Source organism: Gymnodinialimonas ceratoperidinii (assembly GCF_019297855.1).
Lineage (GTDB): Bacteria > Pseudomonadota > Alphaproteobacteria > Rhodobacterales > Rhodobacteraceae > Gymnodinialimonas > Gymnodinialimonas ceratoperidinii.
This window is the reverse complement of sequence record NZ_CP079194.1, coordinates 2,892,642-2,911,583: the sequence shown is the minus strand read 5'-3', so window position 1 is coordinate 2,911,583 and position 18,942 is coordinate 2,892,642. Positions and strand designations below refer to the sequence as shown.

Below are 18,942 nucleotides of genomic sequence, written 5' to 3'. Positions count from 1 at the left end.
ATCATATGTGCCGTGTCTTTGCCTATATCGGGCCCGAAATACCCCTTGAAAGCCTGCTCCTCGAGCCGGAAAACAGCTTGATCAACCAGAGCCTCGACCCCGAGCTTCATCCCCACCTCCAACTGGCGGGATGGGGCTTTGGCGTGTGGAGCGATCATCTTCTCAAGCCAGAGAAACCTCTGCTGTATCACCGCCCCAAGGCCGCGTTCTACGACGACAACGCAGGCGGCATCATCCCGAGCCTTCAGGGCAGCACCCTGCTCGCCCATGTGCGGGCGTCGGGCTATGACGCGAGCGTGGTGCAGGCCGATGAGAACTGCCATCCGTTCTCCTTCGAGGGCACGCCCTGGATCATCGCGCAGAACGGTGCCCTGCCGCATTGGCGGCGCCTGCAGCGCGAGTTGCTGCAGCATTGCGAGGACTGTTTCCTGAAGCAGATGCGCGGCACCACGGACACGGAATTCCTCTATGTTCTGCTCCTGTCCCTGCTTGAGGGAGACTCTGATGCGGACGTGCAGAAGGGGTTCGAAAAACTGCTCGAGGTGATCCGCGCGGCGATGAAGAAGCTCGACCTCGCGGCTTTGACCAAGCTGAAGATCGCGCTGGTCGCGCCGAACCGGATCATCGGCGTCAATTACGGCTGCGGGCATGACGGAGAAACCGACGTGGAGGGTGATTGGAAGGCGCTGCGTCCCTCCGCGCCCGGCAAGGACGACCTCGCGCTCTCCATGCTGCTGGAGCCGATGTATCTGCTGATGGGCAAGAACTTTCAGGACCACAAGAAGACCTACAAGGTCGATGCCTGTCCCGAGGGCGATTGCACCTCGGCAATCTTCGCCTCCGAGCCGCTGACCGAAGAGGGCGAGGACTGGCTGAACATCGAATTCGGCGAGATGGTCGCGATCGAGCGCTCGGGTGACTACGTCTCGAAGAAAGTCACCAAGCTGAACGTGTGAGGGAGGGAAACATGGTTGATCGCTACGCGACTTTTGCAGACCTCGCCGCCGCCTCCGTGCCGGATGTGGACTACCGCATCAAAGCCGAGGATCGCGGCACCCCGGTCGTGATCCTCGCCCCCCATGGCGGCACGATCGAGCCCGAAACCGCGGAAATCGCCGAGGCCATCGCGGGCGAGGATTACTCCTTCTACGCGTTCGAGGCGCTGAACCCCGGCGCCCATGGCGATTTCCACATCACGTCCCACCGTTTCGACGAACCGGGCGCGCTGGAGATCGTCGGCGGCGCCTACACCGCCGTCGCGATCCACGGCCGCAAGGATGATGGCACCGATACCGTCTGGCTCGGCGGCCGGGCCACCGATTTGCGTGACGCCATCGGCACGGCGCTGCAGGACGCGGGCTTCGACGCGGCGCCGAACGAGACGCTGCCCGGCATACACGAGACCAACATCTGCAACCGCACCCGTTCCGGCGAGGGCGTGCAACTGGAACTCCCCATGACCCTGCGCCGGAGCCTCGCCTCCGACCGCGCCGCGTTGGAGAGGTTCTGCACCGCCATCAGGACCGCAATCGAGGCGGCAGATATCAAGTGACCGGCAAGAGGCTGACTGAGCCGCTGATTTCCTAACCAATTGCGGTGAGGGTTGAACCGAACCGCCTGCGCTTCCGTTGTCTAGGCAAGAGGGGGAGGCCGCGATGGCTTCTCCCAATGCGTCTGCAAACTGAAGGGATAGACCCATGGACAAGACCCGTTTGAAAGAAACGATGTTGAAGCTGACAGAGGCTGACCTGGCCCAAGCCACCAAGAAATATGAGCAATTCCTGTCCTCCGCGCGTCTGGACCGGACCGAGCCCATTGAGAGCGATGAGCAGGCGCAGGCCGAAACTGCCGCCGATCTGGCCGAGGCTTTCGACGATCAGGTGCACAATTACGAAGAAAAGCTTACGCGCCTGCGGGTCATCGATTTTGACCCCAAGACTGAAGTGAGCGAAGGTGCCGTGGTGGACCTCGGACGCCGACATTTGGTCGTCGCGGTCTCGACCGGCGAGTTCGAGGCCGAGGGCGAGACCTACATCGGCATTTCCACCGCCGCGCCGATCTACAAGGCGCTGGAAGGGTTGCGCGCCGGTGAGACGTGCAGCTTCAATGGCCGCACGCTCAAGGTGCACGACGTCGCCTGACGCGAGTGCGACGCAGGGGAGGGGCCCGAATGACTGACGTGCAGGTTAACCCTCCGCCCCGCGTGGGCTTCGGCGGCGGCTGCCACTGGTGTACCGAGGCGGTCTTCGCCGCGCTGCGCGGGGTCGAGGTGCAGCAGGGCTTCATCAGCGCCGCGCCGCCCGATGACAATTTTTCGGAGGCGGTTCTTCTTGAGTGGGACCCTGCGGAGATACCACTGTCTGCCTTGATCGAGATCCATCTGCGCACCCATGCCAGCACGTCGAACCACAAGATGCGCGGCAAATATCGCAGCGCGATCTATGTCTTCACAGCGGAGCAAGAGCGGGATGCGGAGCGCCTCCTTGCGGAGCGGCGCGAGGCGGATGAGGCCGACTACGTCACCCGCGTTCTGCGGTGCGAGGCGTTCAAGCCATCCGACCCTCGCTTCCAGAACTATGGCGAGAAGAACGCCGGCAACCAGTTCTGCACGCGATATATCGATCCCAAGCTGGACAAACTGCGCGCCGACTACCGCCGGTTTCTGGAACCCTCTGCCCTCTGAAGCGATGCCCCGTAAGCCTGCGTTAACCCCGCGTTAACGATCGCTGCCCTATCAAGTGAGGGCAGGTCGCGGTCCGCTATGTCAGCCGGAGGATTGGCGCGTCCCTGTCGCGCGGTGTTCGGTTGCAGAAGCGGCCGGGGCCCGAAGAACGTGTCATTACCAGAAGGTCCGCATGACCCGAGCAGCCACCGCGTCGCCGCCATCGCAAACCGACGAAATCGACCTGATCGCGCTTTTCGCTGTTATCTGGCGCGGCAAGCTGTGGATCGTGGCTTTCGCCGCAATGGGCATCGTTGCGGCCTTCCTCTATGCGACCCGCGTTGCGGTGCCGATGTATCCGGCACGAACCACGATCGCTTTTGACGCTCAACAACAGCAGGTCATCGGCGATATCGAAAGCATATTCGGCGGCGGCGGCATGGACCCGGTCGGCCTCAACACCGAGGTGCAGGTGCTTTTGTCGCGCTCCCTGATTGGACGGCTGGTGGATGAGGCGGACCTCGTCTTGGACCCGGAGTTCAATCGACATCTCGCGCCCCCGCGCCTGATGGAGCGTGCGCGCCTCATGCTCACCGGGGCAGACCGACAAATGCCGCCCGAGGCGCGGATGCGCGATGCGGTGATCGACACCGTGATCGGGCGGCTATCGATCACGAACATACGTCAGTCCCTTGCGTTCAACATCCAGATCGAAACCACGGACCCCTTCAAATCGGCCAATATCGTCAATACCTTGGCCGAGATCTATATCGACAATCAGATCCGCCAGAAGCTTGACGACGCCACCCGCGCCATCGGGTTCTTGTCCGAGAGAACCTCGGAGCTTGAAGCCTCGGTCGAGACGCTGGAACAGGAGCTTGCGCAGCGGCTGGAAGGCTCGGACGTGATCGACAGTGAGCTATTGCAGGCGCAGAACCTGCAACTGCGCGACCTGCGCACCCGCGCGGAGGAGGCACAGGCGCGGCTGGCGCAGGAGCAGGCAATGCGCGCGGCGATGGACGCAGCGGAAGACTTCGCCGCCTTGATCGACGTCGTAGCGGCCTCGGATGACGCGCGGTTTGCCGGCATCCTCCAGCGCTACCAGACCGGTCGGTTGAGCGAGGCGGCGGCGCAGGACGCGCTCGCAGCACTCGGGGAAGACCTGGCTGAAGACATGCGGCGCAGGCAGGCGCAGCTCGCCTCGCTGCGCCGCTCGGCCGACGAGTTGACTGCGCAGATCTCGGTGCAGTCGGACGAGTTGATCGGCCTGCAGCAGTTAGAGCGCGAACTTGCCGCGTCGCGCCTGCTCTACGAGACCTTCCTGACCCGCCTGCAGGAGGCGAGCATCCAACAGGGGTTGGAGAGTGCCGACAGCATCGTGCTCTCGCGAGCCGTACCGCGCGGGCCGTCCAGCCCGCGGGTGGTGGTCATGATGGGCATGATGGCGATCTTCGGCGCGATGCTCGGGGCGGCGGTTGCGTTGGTGCGAGAGTGGCGCTTCGCTGGCTTCCGCACCTCCGAGGATCTGCGCCTTTACGCCGGAATGAAGGTCCTGGGCTCGCTCCCGGCGATGGCCTCGCGCGGGCGGAAAGCCGTGCTGCAGTCGCTGAAAGACAAGCCCACCTCCGTTTTCTCGGAGGCGGTGCGCAACCTGCGGACGTCGATCCTGATGGTCACCCCAGACGCGGAACCGCAGGTGATCCTCGTGACGTCCTCCGTGCCGGGGGAGGGCAAGACCACGCTCTCCCTTTCCCTCGCGCGTTACATGGGGTCGCTGGAAGGGCGCCGGGTGCTCCTTCTGGAGGCCGACATACGGCGCCAGACCCTGCGCGCTTATTTTGACGAGGATCGAGAAGGCGGTGTGAAGTTGCTCGACGTGCTTCTGGGCCGCGTCGCTCCCGATTCCGTCGACCTGCACGACCCGGATCTGGGGGTAGAGGTGCTGATGGGATCGGGAGGAGAATTCAACGCCGCCGACCTCTTTGAATCGCGTCGGTTCAACGAGTTGATGTCCCGGCTGCGTGAGCGCTACGACCACATCATCATCGACAGCCCGCCCGTGTTGGCCGTGCCCGACGCGCGGGTGCTGTCGCGCTACGCCGACCTCACCGTGTTCGCGGTGCGGTGGGGCGCGACCTCGCGCACGCAGGTCCGTCAGGGGCTGGAGATGCTCGAATCCATAGGCCAAAGTGCGGATGGCGCCGTGCTGACGCAGGTCGATCAACGCAAGATGAAGGGCTACGGCTACGGCGGCCAATACGGCTACGACGGCTATGCCGCGGGCTACTACGCTGCGGAATGACTGCCGTCGCCAAGCACGATCGCTGTCACGCGCGATACGCCCTCGGCCACCAGCGCCGCGTCGGCTTGCGCCTCCACGTTCAGGCGCAGGAGATCTTCGGTGTTCGAGCAGCGCAGGTTGAAGCGCCAGCGCCCCATGTCGAGGCTCAGCCCATCGGTTTCGTCCATTGAGACCGCCGCCGCCGCGAGAGCATCGTACACGCGCCCCATGGCCTCCCGAGGGTTCGCGATCTGGAAATTGATCTCACCCGAGGAAGGAAAGGCCGCACGCCGGGCTGCCACCAGATCAGCCAGCGGGCCGTGGCGACTGACCAACTCGGCGATCAGCAGCCAGGGGATCATCCCGCTGTCGCAGTGGAAGAAATCGCGGAAGTAATGATGCGCCGACATCTCGCCGCCATAGACCGCATCCACGTCCCGCATCGCCTGCTTGATGAAGGCATGGCCCGTCCGGCTCTGCACCGCGTGGCCCCCGGCCTTGGCGATCACGTCGCAGGTGTTCCAGATCACTCGCGGGTCGTGGATGATCGTGCCGCCGGGCTCCCGCTCCAAGAAAGCCTGCGCCAGGAGACCGACAATATATTCGCCCTCGATGAAGCGGCCCTCTTGATCGAAGAAGAAGCAGCGGTCGAAATCGCCGTCCCACGCGACACCAAAATCGGCACCGGTTTCGGTCACGGCCCGCGCCGTGGCTGTGCGGTTCTCGGGCAAGAGCGGGTTGGGCAGGCCTTCAGGGAAGCTGCCGTCCGGCTCGTGGAACAGTCGCTCGAAGCGGAGCGGGCTGCCCCGTTGATCAAGCGCCTCGGCGATTGCGTCAAAGCAGGGGCCTGCCGTCCCGTGACCTGCATTCACCAATATTTTCAGAGGTTTCAGCGCGTCGATATCGACAAACTCCGTGACCCGCGCGACATAGGCCGCGCGCGCCTCTGCCGCCGTCTCCACGACCTCTCCCGCCGCGTCCGGCGCCGCGAAAACGTCTGTCTCGGCAAGGGCTTTGATCGCCAGAAGCCCGGTCTCCGCGTCAAGCGGCGCCGAGCCCGCACGCACCATTTTCAGGCCGTTGTAATCGACCGGATTGTGCGAGGCGGTAACGCAGATCCCGCCGTCCGCGCCGAAGACCGAGGTCGCGCAATACATCTCTTCCGTGCCAGCCAGCCCGAGGTCGAGCACCCGGCAGCCTGCCGCCACCAGCCCCCTTGCGACGGCATCGGAGAGCGCATTGGACGAGGGCCGAACGTCGCGTGCTAGCACCACCGTTCTTGCCGCAAGGACGCCTGCAAACGCGCGCCCGATCCGGTAGGCGATGTCTTCGTCGAGATCGACGCCCATCCGGCCGCGCACATCGTAGGCCTTGAAGCAGGTCAACGCCCTCATGGCTTCCGGCCCAAGCCTCGCGCGTAGAGATCCTCGTAGCGGTGGATATCATCCTCGCCGAAATAGTCGCCGGTCTGGACTTCGATCAGGGTCAGGGGCGTCTCTGCCGGATTTTCGAGCCGGTGCCTGGCGCCGATGGGGATGTAGACCGACTGGTTTTCCTCCACGATCGTAACCTCCGTGTCGATCGTCACCTGCGCGCGTCCCTCGACCACGACCCAATGCTCCGCCCGGCGCTTGTGGCTTTGCAGGCTCAGCGCCGCGCCGGGGTGGACGGTGATCCGTTTGACCTGGAACTTCGGGCCGACGATCAGGCTCTCGTACCACCCCCAGGGGCGGTAATCGCGGGGCAGGGTCTCGGCCTGAGGGGTGCCGCGCGCTTTCATCTGGGCGACCGCCTCCTTGACGTCTTGCGCGCGGTCCTTGTGGGCCACGAGCACCGCGTCGGGCATGGCCACCGCGATGATGTTGTCGAGCCCGATGCCCACCAACTCCTGCCGCGCATGGGTCGCGTGGAGCAGCGTGTCGGTGCAGTCGAGCGGTACCGATGGGCCCATCGTCACGACCCCCGCGCCGTCGGCCGCCTCGTTGCGCCAAACGGCTTGCCAATCCCCAAGGTCGGACCAAGCCCCGTCGTAAGGCACGACCGTCATGTTCTGCGCCTGCTCCATCACCGCGTAATCGATTGAAATGTTGGTCAGATCCTCCCACGGATCGGGGGCCAACCGGGTGAAGCCCAGATCTGGCTGCGCGTCTTGCAGGGCCGCGCGGGTGAGGGCGAGCACCTCTGGCGCGTGGGTCTGGAACGCCGCAAGGATCGTGGTGGTGGAGAACAGGAAGATGCCGGAGTTCCACAGGTGCATCCCGCCAGCCAGAAGCGCCTCGGCGGTGGCGGGGTCGGGCTTTTCGACGAAGGATTTCAACTTTTGCGGCGTGGCGCTGAAATCGGGGTCGGGGGCGCGGCTCAACGCCAGCCAGCCATAGCCCGTCTCGGCGCGGTCGGGGCGCACGCCGAAGGTCACGATCTGCCCGTCCCGCGCGGCGGGCAGGGCGGCGGGAATCGTCTCGCGGAAATGGGTGGCGTCGGGGATCACGTGATCCGAAGGCACCACGAGCATGAGGGCTCCCGGCGCGCGGTCATGCAGCGACAGGGCGGCCGCGCAGACAGCGGGGGCGGTGTTCTTGACGGTCGGCTCGATCAGCACCTCTGCCGCACCGATTTCCACGGCGGCGAGCTGTTCCAGCACGATGAAACGAAAATCAGACGCGGTGACGAGGGCGGGTGCGGCAAAGCCCGGCGCCGACAAGCGGCGGGCGGTGGATTGAAACAGGCTCTCTTCGCCGACCAGTTGCACGAATTGCTTGGGGAAGGATTTCCGCGACAAGGGCCAGAGCCGCGTGCCCGAGCCGCCGCACAACAGAACCGGGTGGATCAAATCTGTCATGCTGTCCCTTCCGCCCCTGTTGCCCGCAAGGTTATCGGCAAATCGCGGACCTGTCCCTGTGATGCGATGTCTCAACCCCGCCAAGAGGTTAACGCCCGCTCAGAGGTCCACTTCGATGGTTCCGCCCGGCTCCGCCGCGCGGCTTTGGCAGAGGATCACGCCGCTCTCGCGCTGGGCCTTCGACAGGACGAAATCGCGGTGCTCCACATCACCGGAAATCAGCCCGCATTTGCAGACGCCGCAAATACCGTCGGAGCATTTCACATCCACCTGGATGCCGTTCTCGGCCAGCACATCCGTCGCGCTTTTGTCGGCGGGCACTTCCAGGGTGCGGCCCGAGCGGGCGAGCTTCAGGTGGAAGGGGTGGTTCACGTAATCGGGCACCTCGGGGACCGAGAAATACTCCAGATGCCGCGCCTCTTCGGGGAAGCCGGCGGCCTCGGCGGCTTCCATGACGCTCGCCATGTAGCGCTCTGCCCCGCAGGTGTAGAGGTGCCAGCCGGGACGGTAGCCTTCGAGGATCGCGGCGAAATCGGCGCGGGAGCCTTCGTCGGTGACGTGGAGGCGCACGCGGTCGGCCCAGGGGGCGGCGGCGATCTCGGGGAGGAGGCCCATCGTGGCGCGGGAGCGGCCGGAGTAATGCATCTCGAAATCACGGCCCGCGGCGTGGAGCTCATGGGCCATGGCGATCATTGGCGTGATGCCGATGCCACCCCCCATCAGGAAGGACTTCGTTGCATGAGCGTCGAGGGGGAAGTGATTGATCGGGCGGGAAATAAAGACCCGCCGCCCCTCGGTGAAAATGCGGTGCATCAGCTTGGAGCCGCCGCGTCCCGCCTCTTCGCGCAGCACTGCAATCTGGTAGCGGCTGCGATCGGCCGGGTCGCCGCACATGGAGTATTGGCGCAGGAACTCGGGCGCCACGACGATATCGAGATGCGCGCCCGCGCGCCATTTCGGCAGCAGTCCGCCATTCACCGGGGCGAAGTCGTAGAGCGTCACGCCCTCGGCGCTCACCTCGGCGCGGGTGATCTCCACCTGTATCACAGGGCTTTCGCCTTCGGCGGTGTAGACATGCAGGTGGCCGCGCTCGTCCCGTTCCAGCAGGGCCTTGTATTCCTCGGCGGTGATCATCGCCTGGTAGGCGGCGATCCCGGCCTCGCGGTCCATCGGGAAGGGATAGGGGTAGGGATGCGGGGCCAGCGGTGCGGGGTAGACGGCGAGGGTCTGGTCCTCGTAGCGCAGGTCGAGGTCTTTCTGCAGCGCCCGCGCGTTCACCGGATGGGGTGTCGGGCGATAGCCGCCGTCCTCGTCGATCTCGAGGTCCCACCACCATTTCTTCACGGGGTTGAGGGTCCCGTTCTCCACCACGTCGTCCAGCTTCGCCAGCGCCGGTGCAAGCTGCGGCACCTTCATCGCGGCCCATTGGAACGGCTTTTCCTTGAAGATCCCTTCGAGGTTCCACGGGCAGGTCTTCATGCAGCGCCCGCACATGGCCCCGCCCGGCGTCGTTACCCGGTAAGTGGCGCATTTCTGGCTGTCGCTTTTCCAGATTTCGTAGCCGTTGAACATCAGCTTTGGCCCCGCCGTGATCGCGCCGGAGGGGCATTCGCGCGCACATTTGTTGCAGCTTTCGCAGAAGCGCTGCAGGCCGAAGTCGATGGGCTTGTCGTGCGCGAGGGGCAGGTCCGTCGTCACCGTGCCGGACTTCAGGCGCGGGCCGAGGAAGGGGTTGAGGATGACCTCGCCGATACGGCTGACCTCACCGAGGCCAGACAGGAGCAGGAGCGGCGGTTGCAGCACCTCGCCATCCATCACGGTATGGGCCTTGGCGCTATAGCCGAGGTTGCGGATTTGCCGCGCGATGACCCCGCCGATCAGCGAGAAGCGGAGGTAGGCGCGCATCGATTGCGCCACGGCGATCCAGTCGTCGCCGCTGGAGCCCTCCATCGTCTCGTAGCCCTGGTCGATGATCATGTTGATCGCCTGATCGTGGGGCGGGTCGATCGCCTCGCCGCGCGCGTCGTGGCTGTACCACGTCCAGTCGGGGCAGCGCGAGATGCCGATGGCGTCGGCGCCGAGCCAGTAGCTCGTGGCCTTGACCAACTCGGCGGCCTCTTGCGGGTCGAGGTGGATTTTCTCAGGAGCGGGAGTGCCGTCCTGCAGCAGCACGAAGGCCCCGAGCGCACGGCGCTGCGCCATGGAGGGCGCGGCCTTGCGCACGTAATGTCCGCCCTTCGCGGCCTCCTGCATCTTCTTGCCCATGTCGCCGAACTGGCCGCGCGCGAACATGTCCGTGCGCTTGGGCACCCGCGCCACGTTTGGCTCGTCGATGTAGGTGGTCGGCTCCTCCACGCGTTTGAGCGTCTCGAAGGGATGGGCGCCGTCGACGAAGCGGCGCTTGGCGTAGGGCAGGGCGTTGAGCGCATTCCGGGCTGAGGCCGTGCCGAGTTTCCAGCCGAGCCCGAAGGCGGATTTCGGCTGCGCGTCCAGCGGCGCGAGGGGGCTGTCGGGGGCCATCTCGAAGCTGGTGGTCACGGCGGCGAGACCGAAGCGCGTGCCGATGTAGGGGTGGGTCAACTCCCCGTCTTCAACGGTCGCAAGGCCCGCCGCGACGGCCAGCTTGTGCAGGTCTACATCGGCGCTCGACGCCGTATGTCCGCGCGCGGGGTGTCCCAGAACCCGCAGGTAGTTGGCAAGGACCACGGCGGCTTCCGAGGCCAGCAGCCCGGCGCGGTGGGCCTGCGCGTCGGCGATCCAGCCGGTGCCGGGTTCGTCAGCCTCGGGCGCGCGCGGGTTCTCGAACAGGACGACCAGCGCATGGGTGTGCCCCTCGATGCCCGAGGGCGGCGCCTCCATGCTCTCCTTGAGGTCCGCCATGATCATGTCGATCCCGGCGGCCAGCGTCTTGGTCTGTCGGGTGCGCAAATCCTGGGCGAGGCGGCCGACGTCGGGGTTCACATGCGGCTTCTCCAGCAACGCGGCGCGGGGCAAATCGCAGATGCCCACCACGGCCGCGTCCGAGAAATATCCGAAGGCCTTCAGGTGCCGGGCGCGCTCTTGCGGATCGGTGGGGGCCTCGGCCACCTTCCTGTTCACCAGCCCGTCGCGGATGGCGTCCAGCATCGCCTGATGCTCGCGCATCGCGTTGATGATGGAGCGAGAATCTTCGGCCTCGAAGGACAACTGCCGCGCAGGCGGCACCATGGAGAGGTCCGGCATTCCGGTCAGTCGCGCAAGGCGTTCGCAAGGGAAGGGGCCCATGTGCACGGGGCGCTTTTTGTCAGAGAAGAAGCGCAGGGTCATCGGCCATCCTTGGTATCATCTGGGTCGGCAGCGGGGGCCGCGCGGGGCGGTAGCCGGAGTGGAACTTGTCCGTCACTGGGGTGATCGGCGGTGAAATTGGCCTCGCGCTGGCGGGAAGGCAACCCCTGACGGGCGGTCCTCGCGGTCTCTTCTTGTGCAAGAAGCGGCTGCGCGCCTCGCGTTGCATTTCTCGCGCCGGGGCTTCATGTGCTGCACAAAGAGGGGACATTGCCATGCAGCCATGGATACATCTGGCCGATGCCACCGCGCCTGAAGGTGACCGACTTCGCCTGTCGCGGCGCGGCGACGAGTTCTCGATCCGGCTGGAGGGGGGCAACGAGCTGATGAATTCGCGGCTCGGCGGCTCGGAAGAGGCGCTCGCGACCCTCGCGCTCGAGGCGCTGCCCAAGTCCTCCGCGCCGCGCGTGCTGATCGGCGGTCTTGGCATGGGATTTACCCTGCGCGCGGCCCAAGACGTCGCGCCGCCTGAGGCCGAGTTGATCGTGGCCGAGATCGTGCCGGAACTCGTCGACTGGGCGCGGAGCCACATGGCGCCGGTCTTTGGCGAGTGCCTCGACGACCCGAGGGTGCGGATCGCTGTCGGAGACGTGGGTGCGATGATCCGGGCCGAGCGGGCAGGCTTTGCCGCGATCCTTCTCGATGTCGATAACGGTCCGGACGGGCTGACGCGTGCGGGCAATGATGGGCTCTACTCGGTCGCCGGTCTGAACGCCGCGCGGCGCGCGCTGGTGCCGGGGGGTATCCTCGCGGTCTGGTCCGCCCATCCCGACGCGGCTTTCACGCGGCGTCTGGGTCAGTGCGGCTTTGATGCCACCGAGCACAAGGTGCGCGCCAGCCGCGCCCGGCGGGGGAGCCGCCACATGATCTGGATCGCCCGCGCGCGGTGAACGCCGAGAGAGAAGACCGCGAGAACAACCGTATGGTTCAATTTTTTACAAAGTAAAATCAGCCACGTAGGCTGAAAACTTATCCGACTTTTCCCTCACCTGTAAAAAAAATAACAGAATAAAATTTCGCCCAAAGGGCTTCGTTGATAATTTTCAAGGGGGCTGCAACCTTCGGCGTGGGTAGTAATTACCCTCGCCCGGATTGGGAGGTCCGGGTCTTTCCACAGTTAGGAGGAAGACATGTCGAAAGGTAACTTTACCCGTCGCAACATGCTCAAGTCAGGTGCCGTCACGGGCGCCGCCCTTGCAGTACCCACGATTTTCACCGGCCGCGTCTGGGCCGATGCACATACGGGCTTCACCAACGCGCCCGGCGACAGCTCTGTCACGCTCGGCTTCAACGTGCCGCAGACCGGCGCCTACGCCGATGAGGGCGCGGACGAGCTGCGCGCGTTCCAGCTGGCGGTCAAGCACCTGAACGGTGAAGGCGACGGCGGGATGCTCAACACCTTCTCGTCCAGCGCGCTCGACGGCACGGGTATCCTTGGTCGCCGCGTCGAATATGTCACCGGTGACACGCAGACGTCGTCCGACGCCGCACGCTCCTCGGCCCGTTCGATGATCGAGCGCGACGGGGCGATCATGATCTCCGGCGGCTCGTCTTCCGGTGTGGCGATCGCCGTGCAGGGTCTCTGCCAGGACGCCGGCGTGATCTTCATGGCCGGCCTGACCCACTCCAACGACACGACCGGCAAGGACCGCCGGGCCAACGGCTTCCGCCACTTCTTCAACACCGAGCAGTCCGGCCGTGCGCTGGCGCCGATCCTCGAGGCCGCTTACGGCACCGACCGCCGCGCCTATCACCTGACTGCCGACTACACCTGGGGCTGGTCGCAGCAGCGCTCGATGCAGACCTACACCGAGGACATGGGTTGGGAGACCACCAACGCCGTTCTGACCCCGGTGGGCGCGGGCGACTTCTCGTCCTACATCACCCCGGTCGCCAACTCCGGCGCCGACCTGCTGATCCTGAACCACTACGGTGGCGACATGGTCAACTCGCTGACGCAAGCGGTGCAGTTCGGCCTGCGCGACCTGCAGGTGGACGGCGTCAACTTCGAGATCGTCGTGCCGCTCTACTCCGAGCTGATGGCACGTGGTGCGGGCAGCAACATCGCCGGCATCCTCGGCTCGCAGAACTGGGACTGGAAGATCGAGAACGAGCGCGGCGACCGCTACGCGGGCACCAATGCCTTCGTTCAGTCCTTCGGTCAGGAATACGGCTTCCCGCCGTCGCAGGCCGCGCAGACCTGCTACGCTCAGACCATGCTCTACGCAGACGCGGTGTCGCGGGGCGGCAGCTTCAACCCCTGCTCCGTGGTCGAGGCGCTGGAAGGCTTCGAATTCGACGGTCTGGGCAACGGCCCGACCCTCTACCGTGCCGACGATCACCAGTGCTTCAAGGACGTGGTCGTGGTGCGCGGCAAGGAGAACCCCGAGAACGAATTCGATCTCGTGGAAATCGTCGACATCACCTCGCGCGAAGATGCGACCTACGCCACCGATCACCCGGACTTCGCCGGCGGCGATCTGGGCACCTGCAACCCGGGCGCCTGATCGTGAGCAAATCGTCGGGTCCCTGCCACGCGCAGGGGCCCGATGCCTCTCTCTTCACTCTCGACCGATTGCCCGCCGCAACGTGGGCCATTGTTGCAACCGCGCATCGACAGGCGCGGACCGAATGAATTCTGCCTTCTGAACGGGGAAAGCCATGGAAGCGATCATCCTTCAAGTTCTCAACGGCCTCGACAAAGGCTCGGCCTACGCGCTGATCGCGCTGGGGCTGACGCTGATCTTCGGGACCCTTGGGGTGGTGAACTTCGCCCACGGCGCCCTGTTCATGATGGGCGCCTTCGTCGCCGTCACCGTCAAGCGTCTGCTCGGCACCTCCTACGAGGTCGTGGACGAGACGCGGACCGACTTCCTCGGCAACCCGATGACCATCGACACGCCCTACGTGGTGTCGTGGTTCGGCGAGAGCGTGGGCAACGCGATGGTCGACTGGGCGGTGCCGCTCTCGGTGCTGATCGCGATCCCGATCATGGCGGTCATCGGCGTCGCCATCGAGCGCGGGCTGATCAAGCATTTTTACAAGCGCCCCCACGCCGACCAGATCCTTGTGACCTTCGGCCTCGCCATCGTCCTGCAGGAGATCATCAAGGCCTTCTACGGCGCCAACCCGATCCCGACGCCCGCGCCCTCTGCCTTCACCGGGTCCTTCGACATCGGTCAGCTCTTCGGCTTCGATCCCTTCGCGATCATGTATCCGTACTGGCGCCTCGTATACTTCGGCTTCTCGGCAATCATCATCGCCGCGGTCTTCGCCTTCCTCCAGTTCACCACCTTCGGCATGGTCGTGCGCGCCGGCATGGCCGACCGCGAGACGGTGGGCCTTCTGGGCATCGACATCGACCGGCGCTTCGTCATCGTCTTCGCCATCGCGGCTGTCGTCGCGGGGCTCGCGGGGGTCATGTACACGCCGATCCTCTCGCCCAATTACCACATGGGGATGGACTTCCTCGTGCTCAGCTTCGTGGTGGTGGTTGTCGGCGGCATGGGCAGCCTTGGCGGCGCGGTGCTGGCGGGCTTCCTGCTCGGCATCCTGCAGAGCTTTGCCTCCATGTCCGCGATCATCGAACTCGTTCCCGGCATCAACCAGGTGATCATCTACCTCGTCGCCGTAATCGTACTATTGACCCGTCCCCGTGGCCTGCTTGGCCGCAAGGGCGTGATGGAGGATTGAGCAATGCTCGGACTTAACGGCAAAGACACCCGGCTCTTCCTGATCGTCGTGGCGCTGGTGGTATTCGCACCATTCATCCTGAACCCGTTCCCTGACGGCGTCGGCATGGCGCAGTTCAACGCAGGCTACCCGGACCTGATGCAGAAGCTGGTGATCTTCGGCATCTTCGCGGTGGGCTACAACATCCTCTTCGGGCTCACGGGCTACCTCTCCTTCGGCCACGCGGCCTTCCTGGGCGTGGGGTCCTACGCCGGGGTCTGGATGATGAAGCTGCTGACGATGAACGTCATCCCGGCGCTGATCGTCTCGGTCATCGTGGCGGGGCTGTTCTCGCTGCTGATCGGCTTCGTCTCGCTACGGCGCACGGGCATCTACTTCTCGATCCTGACGCTGGCCTTCGCACAGATGTGCTACTCGCTGGCCTATTCGGTGCTGACCCCGGTGACGGGCGGTGAAACCGGCCTGACGCTCTCGCTCAACGACCCGCGCGTGATCGGCGCGACGCAGGCAGCAGACGGCAACATCCCCGCGCCACACCTCTTCGGGCTGGAAATGGGGTCGAGCTTCGAGCTGGCGCTCGCCGGTTGGAACTTCACCTTCAACGTCGGCTACTACCTTTGCGGTTTCGTCATGCTGGTGGCCTTCTACCTCTCGGTCCGGCTGTTCCGCTCACCCTTCGGCCTGATGCTGCGGGCGATCAAATCCAACCAGACCCGGATGAGTTACACCGGTCTCAACCCGCGCCCCTATGCGCTGGCGGCCTTCGTGATCTCGGGCATGTATGCGGGCCTCGCCGGTGGCCTGATGGTCGCGATGGACCCGCTGGCCGGGGCCGAGCGGATGCTCTGGACCGCGTCGGGCGAGGTGGTGCTGATGACCATCCTCGGCGGGGCAGGGACGTTGATCGGCCCGATCCTCGGCGCCGGCGTCATCGCCTACCTTGAATCGATCATCTCGACCATCGGCTCCACCGTTCTGCACAACTGGTTCGCAGGCCTTCCGGAATGGCTGGAGAACACGCTGGTGAACATCATCTACCCCTTCGTGGGCTCCGGCTGGCACCTGACACTGGGTCTCGTGTTCATGCTGGTGGTGATCTTCCTGCCCGGTGGCATCGTGGAGGGCGGCAAGCGTATCTCGGGGCTCTTCGGCCGCAAGACCGAGGGCGACACCACCGTCACGGGCGAGGCTGCCGATACGACAACCGCCACCAAGCCGGGCGAATAGGAGACGACGACCATGGGTATCCTTGAAGTAAGTGGCGTGAACAAACGCTTCGGCGGCCTGCAGGCTCTGGGCGACGTGAACCTCGACGTGCAGGAGGGCGGCTGCCACGCCATCATCGGGCCGAACGGTGCCGGCAAGTCGACGCTGCTCAACGTGCTGGTGGGCAAGCTGATCCCCGACAGCGGGACGGTGCTCTTCGACGGCCAGAACGTGCTCGGGCGCAAGCCGCACCAGATCAACCAGATGGGCATCAGCCGCGTCTTCCAGACGCCCGAGATCTTCGCCGATCAGACGGTGCTGGAAAACGTGCTGATCCCCTGCTTCGCCGGGCGCGACGGCTCGTTCCGGCTGCACGCCTACGAATCCATCGGGCAAGAGACGGATGTGCTCTCCCAGGCGATGGAGATGCTGCGCGAAGTCGGCATGGAGAAGAAGACCGAGATGCTCGCAGGCTCACTTTCGCGCGGCGACAAGCGGCGGCTGGAGATGGCGATGTCGCTGGTCCAGAACCCGCGTCTGTTGCTGCTTGATGAGCCGACGGCAGGCATGGCGCGGGCCGACACCAACAACACGATCGAACTGCTGAAAGAGATCCGCCAGTCCCGCAACATCACGATGGCGATCATCGAGCACGACATGCACGTGGTCTTCAGCCTTGCGGACCGGATCACCGTACTTGCCCAGGGCACGCCACTGGTCGAGGACATTCCCGAGAACATCAAGGGCCATCCCAAGGTCCGCGAAGCCTACCTCGGCGACGCGCAGGTCTGACCCGCCACCGCCGCCGCCCACATCGCCGCCGCCCCCTGCGCTCCCGCGCTGATCGGAGATTACAGATGACCGAAACGACCACCTTCAATCCGAACGTCAACAACGCCGCCACCACGCCCGCGTTCCTGTCGGTCTGGAACGTCGATGCCTATTACGGCGAAAGCTACATCGTCCAGGGGATCAGCTTCAAAGTGCACGAGGGCGAGATCCTCGCGCTTCTGGGTCGCAACGGGGCCGGCAAGACCTCCACCCTGCGCGCCATCGCCCGCGTAGACGAGCCCGAAGTGCGCGCCGGGGAAATTTGGCTCGACCACAAGCCGCTCCATCAGATGAAGAGCCATCAGGCCAGCGCGGCGGGCGTGGCGCTGGTGCCCGAAGATCGCCGGATCATCCCCGGCCTGACGGTGGAAGAGAACCTGAAACTCGCCCAGATCGCCCCGCCCATCGGCTGGTCGCTGGAGCGCATCTACCAACTCTTCCCGCGTCTTGAAGAGCGCCGCAAACAGGAGGGCGTGACGCTTTCAGGCGGCGAACAGCAGATGCTTGCCATCGCCCGCGCGCTGGCCCGCGACATCAAGATCCTCCTGCTGGATGAACCCTACGAGGGCCTCGCCCCGGTCATCGTGCAGGAGATCGCGAAGACGCTGAACCTGATCCGCGACCAAGGCATCACCACCATCATCGTCGAGCAGAACGCCGTCGCCGCCCTCAAACTCGCCGACCGTGCCGTGATCCTCGACACCGGCAGCGTTGTCTTCGACGGCGACGCGAAAGAGGTGCTGGAGAACCAGGCCCTGCGCGAGGAATACCTCGCCATCTGAGCCGTGGCGCACCGCACGCCAACAAGGAGGCTTCCCGCGTCACACCGCACGCCTCGGTCGCTGGAGTGCGCCGCTCCCTCCTTCATCTTGGCCAATACAACTCAAAAGCCCGGCCAGCCTGCGTCACGCCGCCGGCGGCTCCTTCCCGAGCGGTCAAACCGGCACGGGCCCCAAACTGTCGCGCAGACGCAATTCGGTGAACAGTTCTTCCCCCGCGATCTCGCCGCCACCGCCAAGCCGCCGGATCAGCGCCGCCGCCGCCTTTTGTCCCATTTCGCGATGGGGCACATGCACGGTGGTAAGCGCCGGATAGGCCACCTGCGCCAATTCGATATCATCAAAGCCCACGATCGACACGTCGCGGGGCACCGACAGACCCATCTCACGGGCGCGGTTCAGCGCGCCGACGGCCAGCACGTCGTTGCCGCAGAGCACTGCGGTCGGCGGTGCCTCGCCCTGCATCAGGTCCGCGAAGGCCTCCGCTCCGGTTTCGATGCCGTAGGGCGTCTCGATCACCTGCAGCGCCTCCGGCGCCATACCTGCGGCTTCCAGCGCCTGAAGGATTCCGTCGCGCCGTGCCACCGCGCGGTCGTTGCTGGCGAAAGCGGCTGAAATCATCGCGAGCCGCCGATGGCCGTGACGCAGGACCTCTTCAGCCATTTTCCGCATCGAGGCGCGGTTGTCGAAGCCGATGCAGGGGCGGGGGCCGTCGGGGGCATAGGCCCAGGTGACCACGGCCGGCACCTGCTGCGCCTCCAGAAACTGATAAATCTCCGGCGCGCGCTGGTGGCCCACCAGCAAGAGCGCGTCGGCGCCGCGTGCCACCAAGGAGCGGATCTGGCTCTCTTCCAGATCGCCGCGGTAGGAGGAGCTCGCGACCAGCAGGGTGTAGCCGTGGGCGTTCAGCTCTTCCTGAAATGCCTGCAGCCCGCGCGCAAAGATCGCGTTTTCCATCGTCGGGATGATCGCGCCGATGGTGTTGGTCCGCTGCGCCGCCATCGCCCGGGCGCCGAAGTTGGGCGAATAGCCAAGTTCCGCGATTGCCGCCATCACCTTGGCGCGGGTCTTCTCCGAGACCTGTTTCGGGAAATTCAGACAGCGCGAGACCGTCGCCGTCGAATAGCCCGAGAGCTTCGCAACATCATGCAGGGTTGGAGTGGGGCGCGGCGCGGTCATCTTGTCATTCGTCCTATCGGCTTTCGCTTTTGGGTGCAAAATGTAAAGGCTTGCATTGTGGCGATGTAAAGGCTTACAACGCTACTGACGGAATCGCCACGTCGCGTCGAGAGTGTCACGCGCCAAGGCCTTCCCACCGTGATTTGAG

Annotated in this window: 15 protein-coding genes; 11 read left to right on the top strand and 4 right to left on the bottom strand. The window is 65.1% G+C overall.

Annotation, left to right across the window (positions count from 1 at the left end):
* The first annotated feature begins 5 nt into the window (after positions 1 to 5).
* The 5 genes from KYE46_RS14035 (at position 6) to KYE46_RS14015 (ending at position 4,964) form a co-directional block, all read left to right on the top strand.
* The gene (locus KYE46_RS14035; RefSeq protein ID WP_219001334.1) at positions 6 to 956 is read left to right on the top strand and encodes a class II glutamine amidotransferase; all 951 of its coding nucleotides are present in this window, start codon (positions 6 to 8) and stop codon (positions 954 to 956) included.
* An 11-nt stretch (positions 957 to 967) separates the two neighbouring features.
* The gene (locus KYE46_RS14030) at positions 968 to 1,552 is read left to right on the top strand and encodes a poly-gamma-glutamate hydrolase family protein (RefSeq protein WP_219001332.1); all 585 of its coding nucleotides are present in this window, start codon (positions 968 to 970) and stop codon (positions 1,550 to 1,552) included.
* Positions 1,553 to 1,724: 172 nt separating this feature from the next.
* Positions 1,725 to 2,141 carry a GreA/GreB family elongation factor gene (locus KYE46_RS14025; RefSeq protein WP_247716841.1) on the top strand — a complete coding sequence of 139 codons (417 nt, stop codon included), beginning with the start codon at positions 1,725 to 1,727 and terminating at the stop codon, positions 2,139 to 2,141.
* Positions 2,142 to 2,170: 29 nt separating this feature from the next.
* Positions 2,171 to 2,683, top strand: coding sequence for a peptide-methionine (S)-S-oxide reductase (locus tag KYE46_RS14020; protein ID WP_219001328.1), 513 nt, complete (start codon positions 2,171 to 2,173; stop codon positions 2,681 to 2,683).
* Positions 2,684 to 2,855: 172 nt separating this feature from the next.
* A complete protein-coding gene (locus KYE46_RS14015; RefSeq protein ID WP_219001326.1) occupies positions 2,856 to 4,964 on the top strand; it encodes a GumC family protein in 2,109 nt (702 codons plus the stop codon).
* Here the strand turns inward: KYE46_RS14015 and KYE46_RS14010 are convergent.
* The 3 genes from KYE46_RS14010 to KYE46_RS14000 all read right to left on the bottom strand — a co-directional run bounded on the left by KYE46_RS14010 (position 4,949) and on the right by KYE46_RS14000 (position 11,088).
* Positions 4,949 to 6,337 carry a phosphohexomutase domain-containing protein gene (locus KYE46_RS14010; RefSeq protein WP_219001324.1) on the bottom strand — a complete coding sequence of 463 codons (1,389 nt, stop codon included), beginning with the start codon at positions 6,335 to 6,337 and terminating at the stop codon, positions 4,949 to 4,951. The genes KYE46_RS14015 and KYE46_RS14010 overlap by 16 nt on opposite strands.
* On the bottom strand, positions 6,334 to 7,782 hold the full coding sequence (locus tag KYE46_RS14005; RefSeq protein ID WP_219001321.1) for a mannose-1-phosphate guanylyltransferase/mannose-6-phosphate isomerase: 1,449 nt from the start codon (positions 7,780 to 7,782) through the stop codon (positions 6,334 to 6,336). The genes KYE46_RS14010 and KYE46_RS14005 overlap by 4 nt, the downstream gene beginning before the upstream one ends.
* A 99-nt stretch (positions 7,783 to 7,881) precedes the next feature.
* Complete coding sequence (locus tag KYE46_RS14000; protein WP_219001319.1) at positions 7,882 to 11,088, bottom strand: reductive dehalogenase; 3,207 nt, start codon at positions 11,086 to 11,088, stop codon at positions 7,882 to 7,884.
* A 233-nt stretch (positions 11,089 to 11,321) separates the two neighbouring features.
* Between KYE46_RS14000 and KYE46_RS13995 the strand changes: the two genes are divergently transcribed.
* From KYE46_RS13995 to KYE46_RS13970, 6 genes are all read left to right on the top strand, one after another.
* Positions 11,322 to 11,996 carry a spermidine synthase gene (locus tag KYE46_RS13995; protein WP_219001317.1) on the top strand — a complete coding sequence of 225 codons (675 nt, stop codon included), beginning with the start codon at positions 11,322 to 11,324 and terminating at the stop codon, positions 11,994 to 11,996.
* Positions 11,997 to 12,236: 240 nt separating this feature from the next.
* A complete protein-coding gene (locus KYE46_RS13990; protein ID WP_219001314.1) occupies positions 12,237 to 13,613 on the top strand; it encodes a substrate-binding protein in 1,377 nt (458 codons plus the stop codon).
* A gap of 154 nt (positions 13,614 to 13,767) precedes the next feature.
* Entirely contained in the window at positions 13,768 to 14,799 is a 1,032-nt protein-coding gene (locus KYE46_RS13985; protein ID WP_219001312.1) for a branched-chain amino acid ABC transporter permease, read from the top strand.
* Between the two features lie 3 nt (positions 14,800 to 14,802).
* Positions 14,803 to 16,026 (top strand): branched-chain amino acid ABC transporter permease, encoded by a 1,224-nt coding sequence (locus KYE46_RS13980; RefSeq protein WP_219001310.1) that lies wholly within the window; start codon positions 14,803 to 14,805, stop codon positions 16,024 to 16,026.
* A gap of 12 nt (positions 16,027 to 16,038) precedes the next feature.
* Positions 16,039 to 16,797 (top strand): ABC transporter ATP-binding protein, encoded by a 759-nt coding sequence (locus tag KYE46_RS13975; protein ID WP_219001308.1) that lies wholly within the window; start codon positions 16,039 to 16,041, stop codon positions 16,795 to 16,797.
* 65 nt (positions 16,798 to 16,862) lie between these two features.
* Positions 16,863 to 17,618, top strand: a complete 756-nt coding sequence (locus KYE46_RS13970; protein ID WP_219001306.1) for an ABC transporter ATP-binding protein — start codon at positions 16,863 to 16,865, stop codon at positions 17,616 to 17,618.
* A 153-nt stretch (positions 17,619 to 17,771) separates the two neighbouring features.
* Here the strand turns inward: KYE46_RS13970 and KYE46_RS13965 are convergent, their stop codons facing one another.
* The gene (locus KYE46_RS13965; protein WP_219001304.1) at positions 17,772 to 18,794 is read right to left on the bottom strand and encodes a LacI family DNA-binding transcriptional regulator; all 1,023 of its coding nucleotides are present in this window, start codon (positions 18,792 to 18,794) and stop codon (positions 17,772 to 17,774) included.
* Between the last annotated feature and the right edge of the window lie 148 nt (positions 18,795 to 18,942).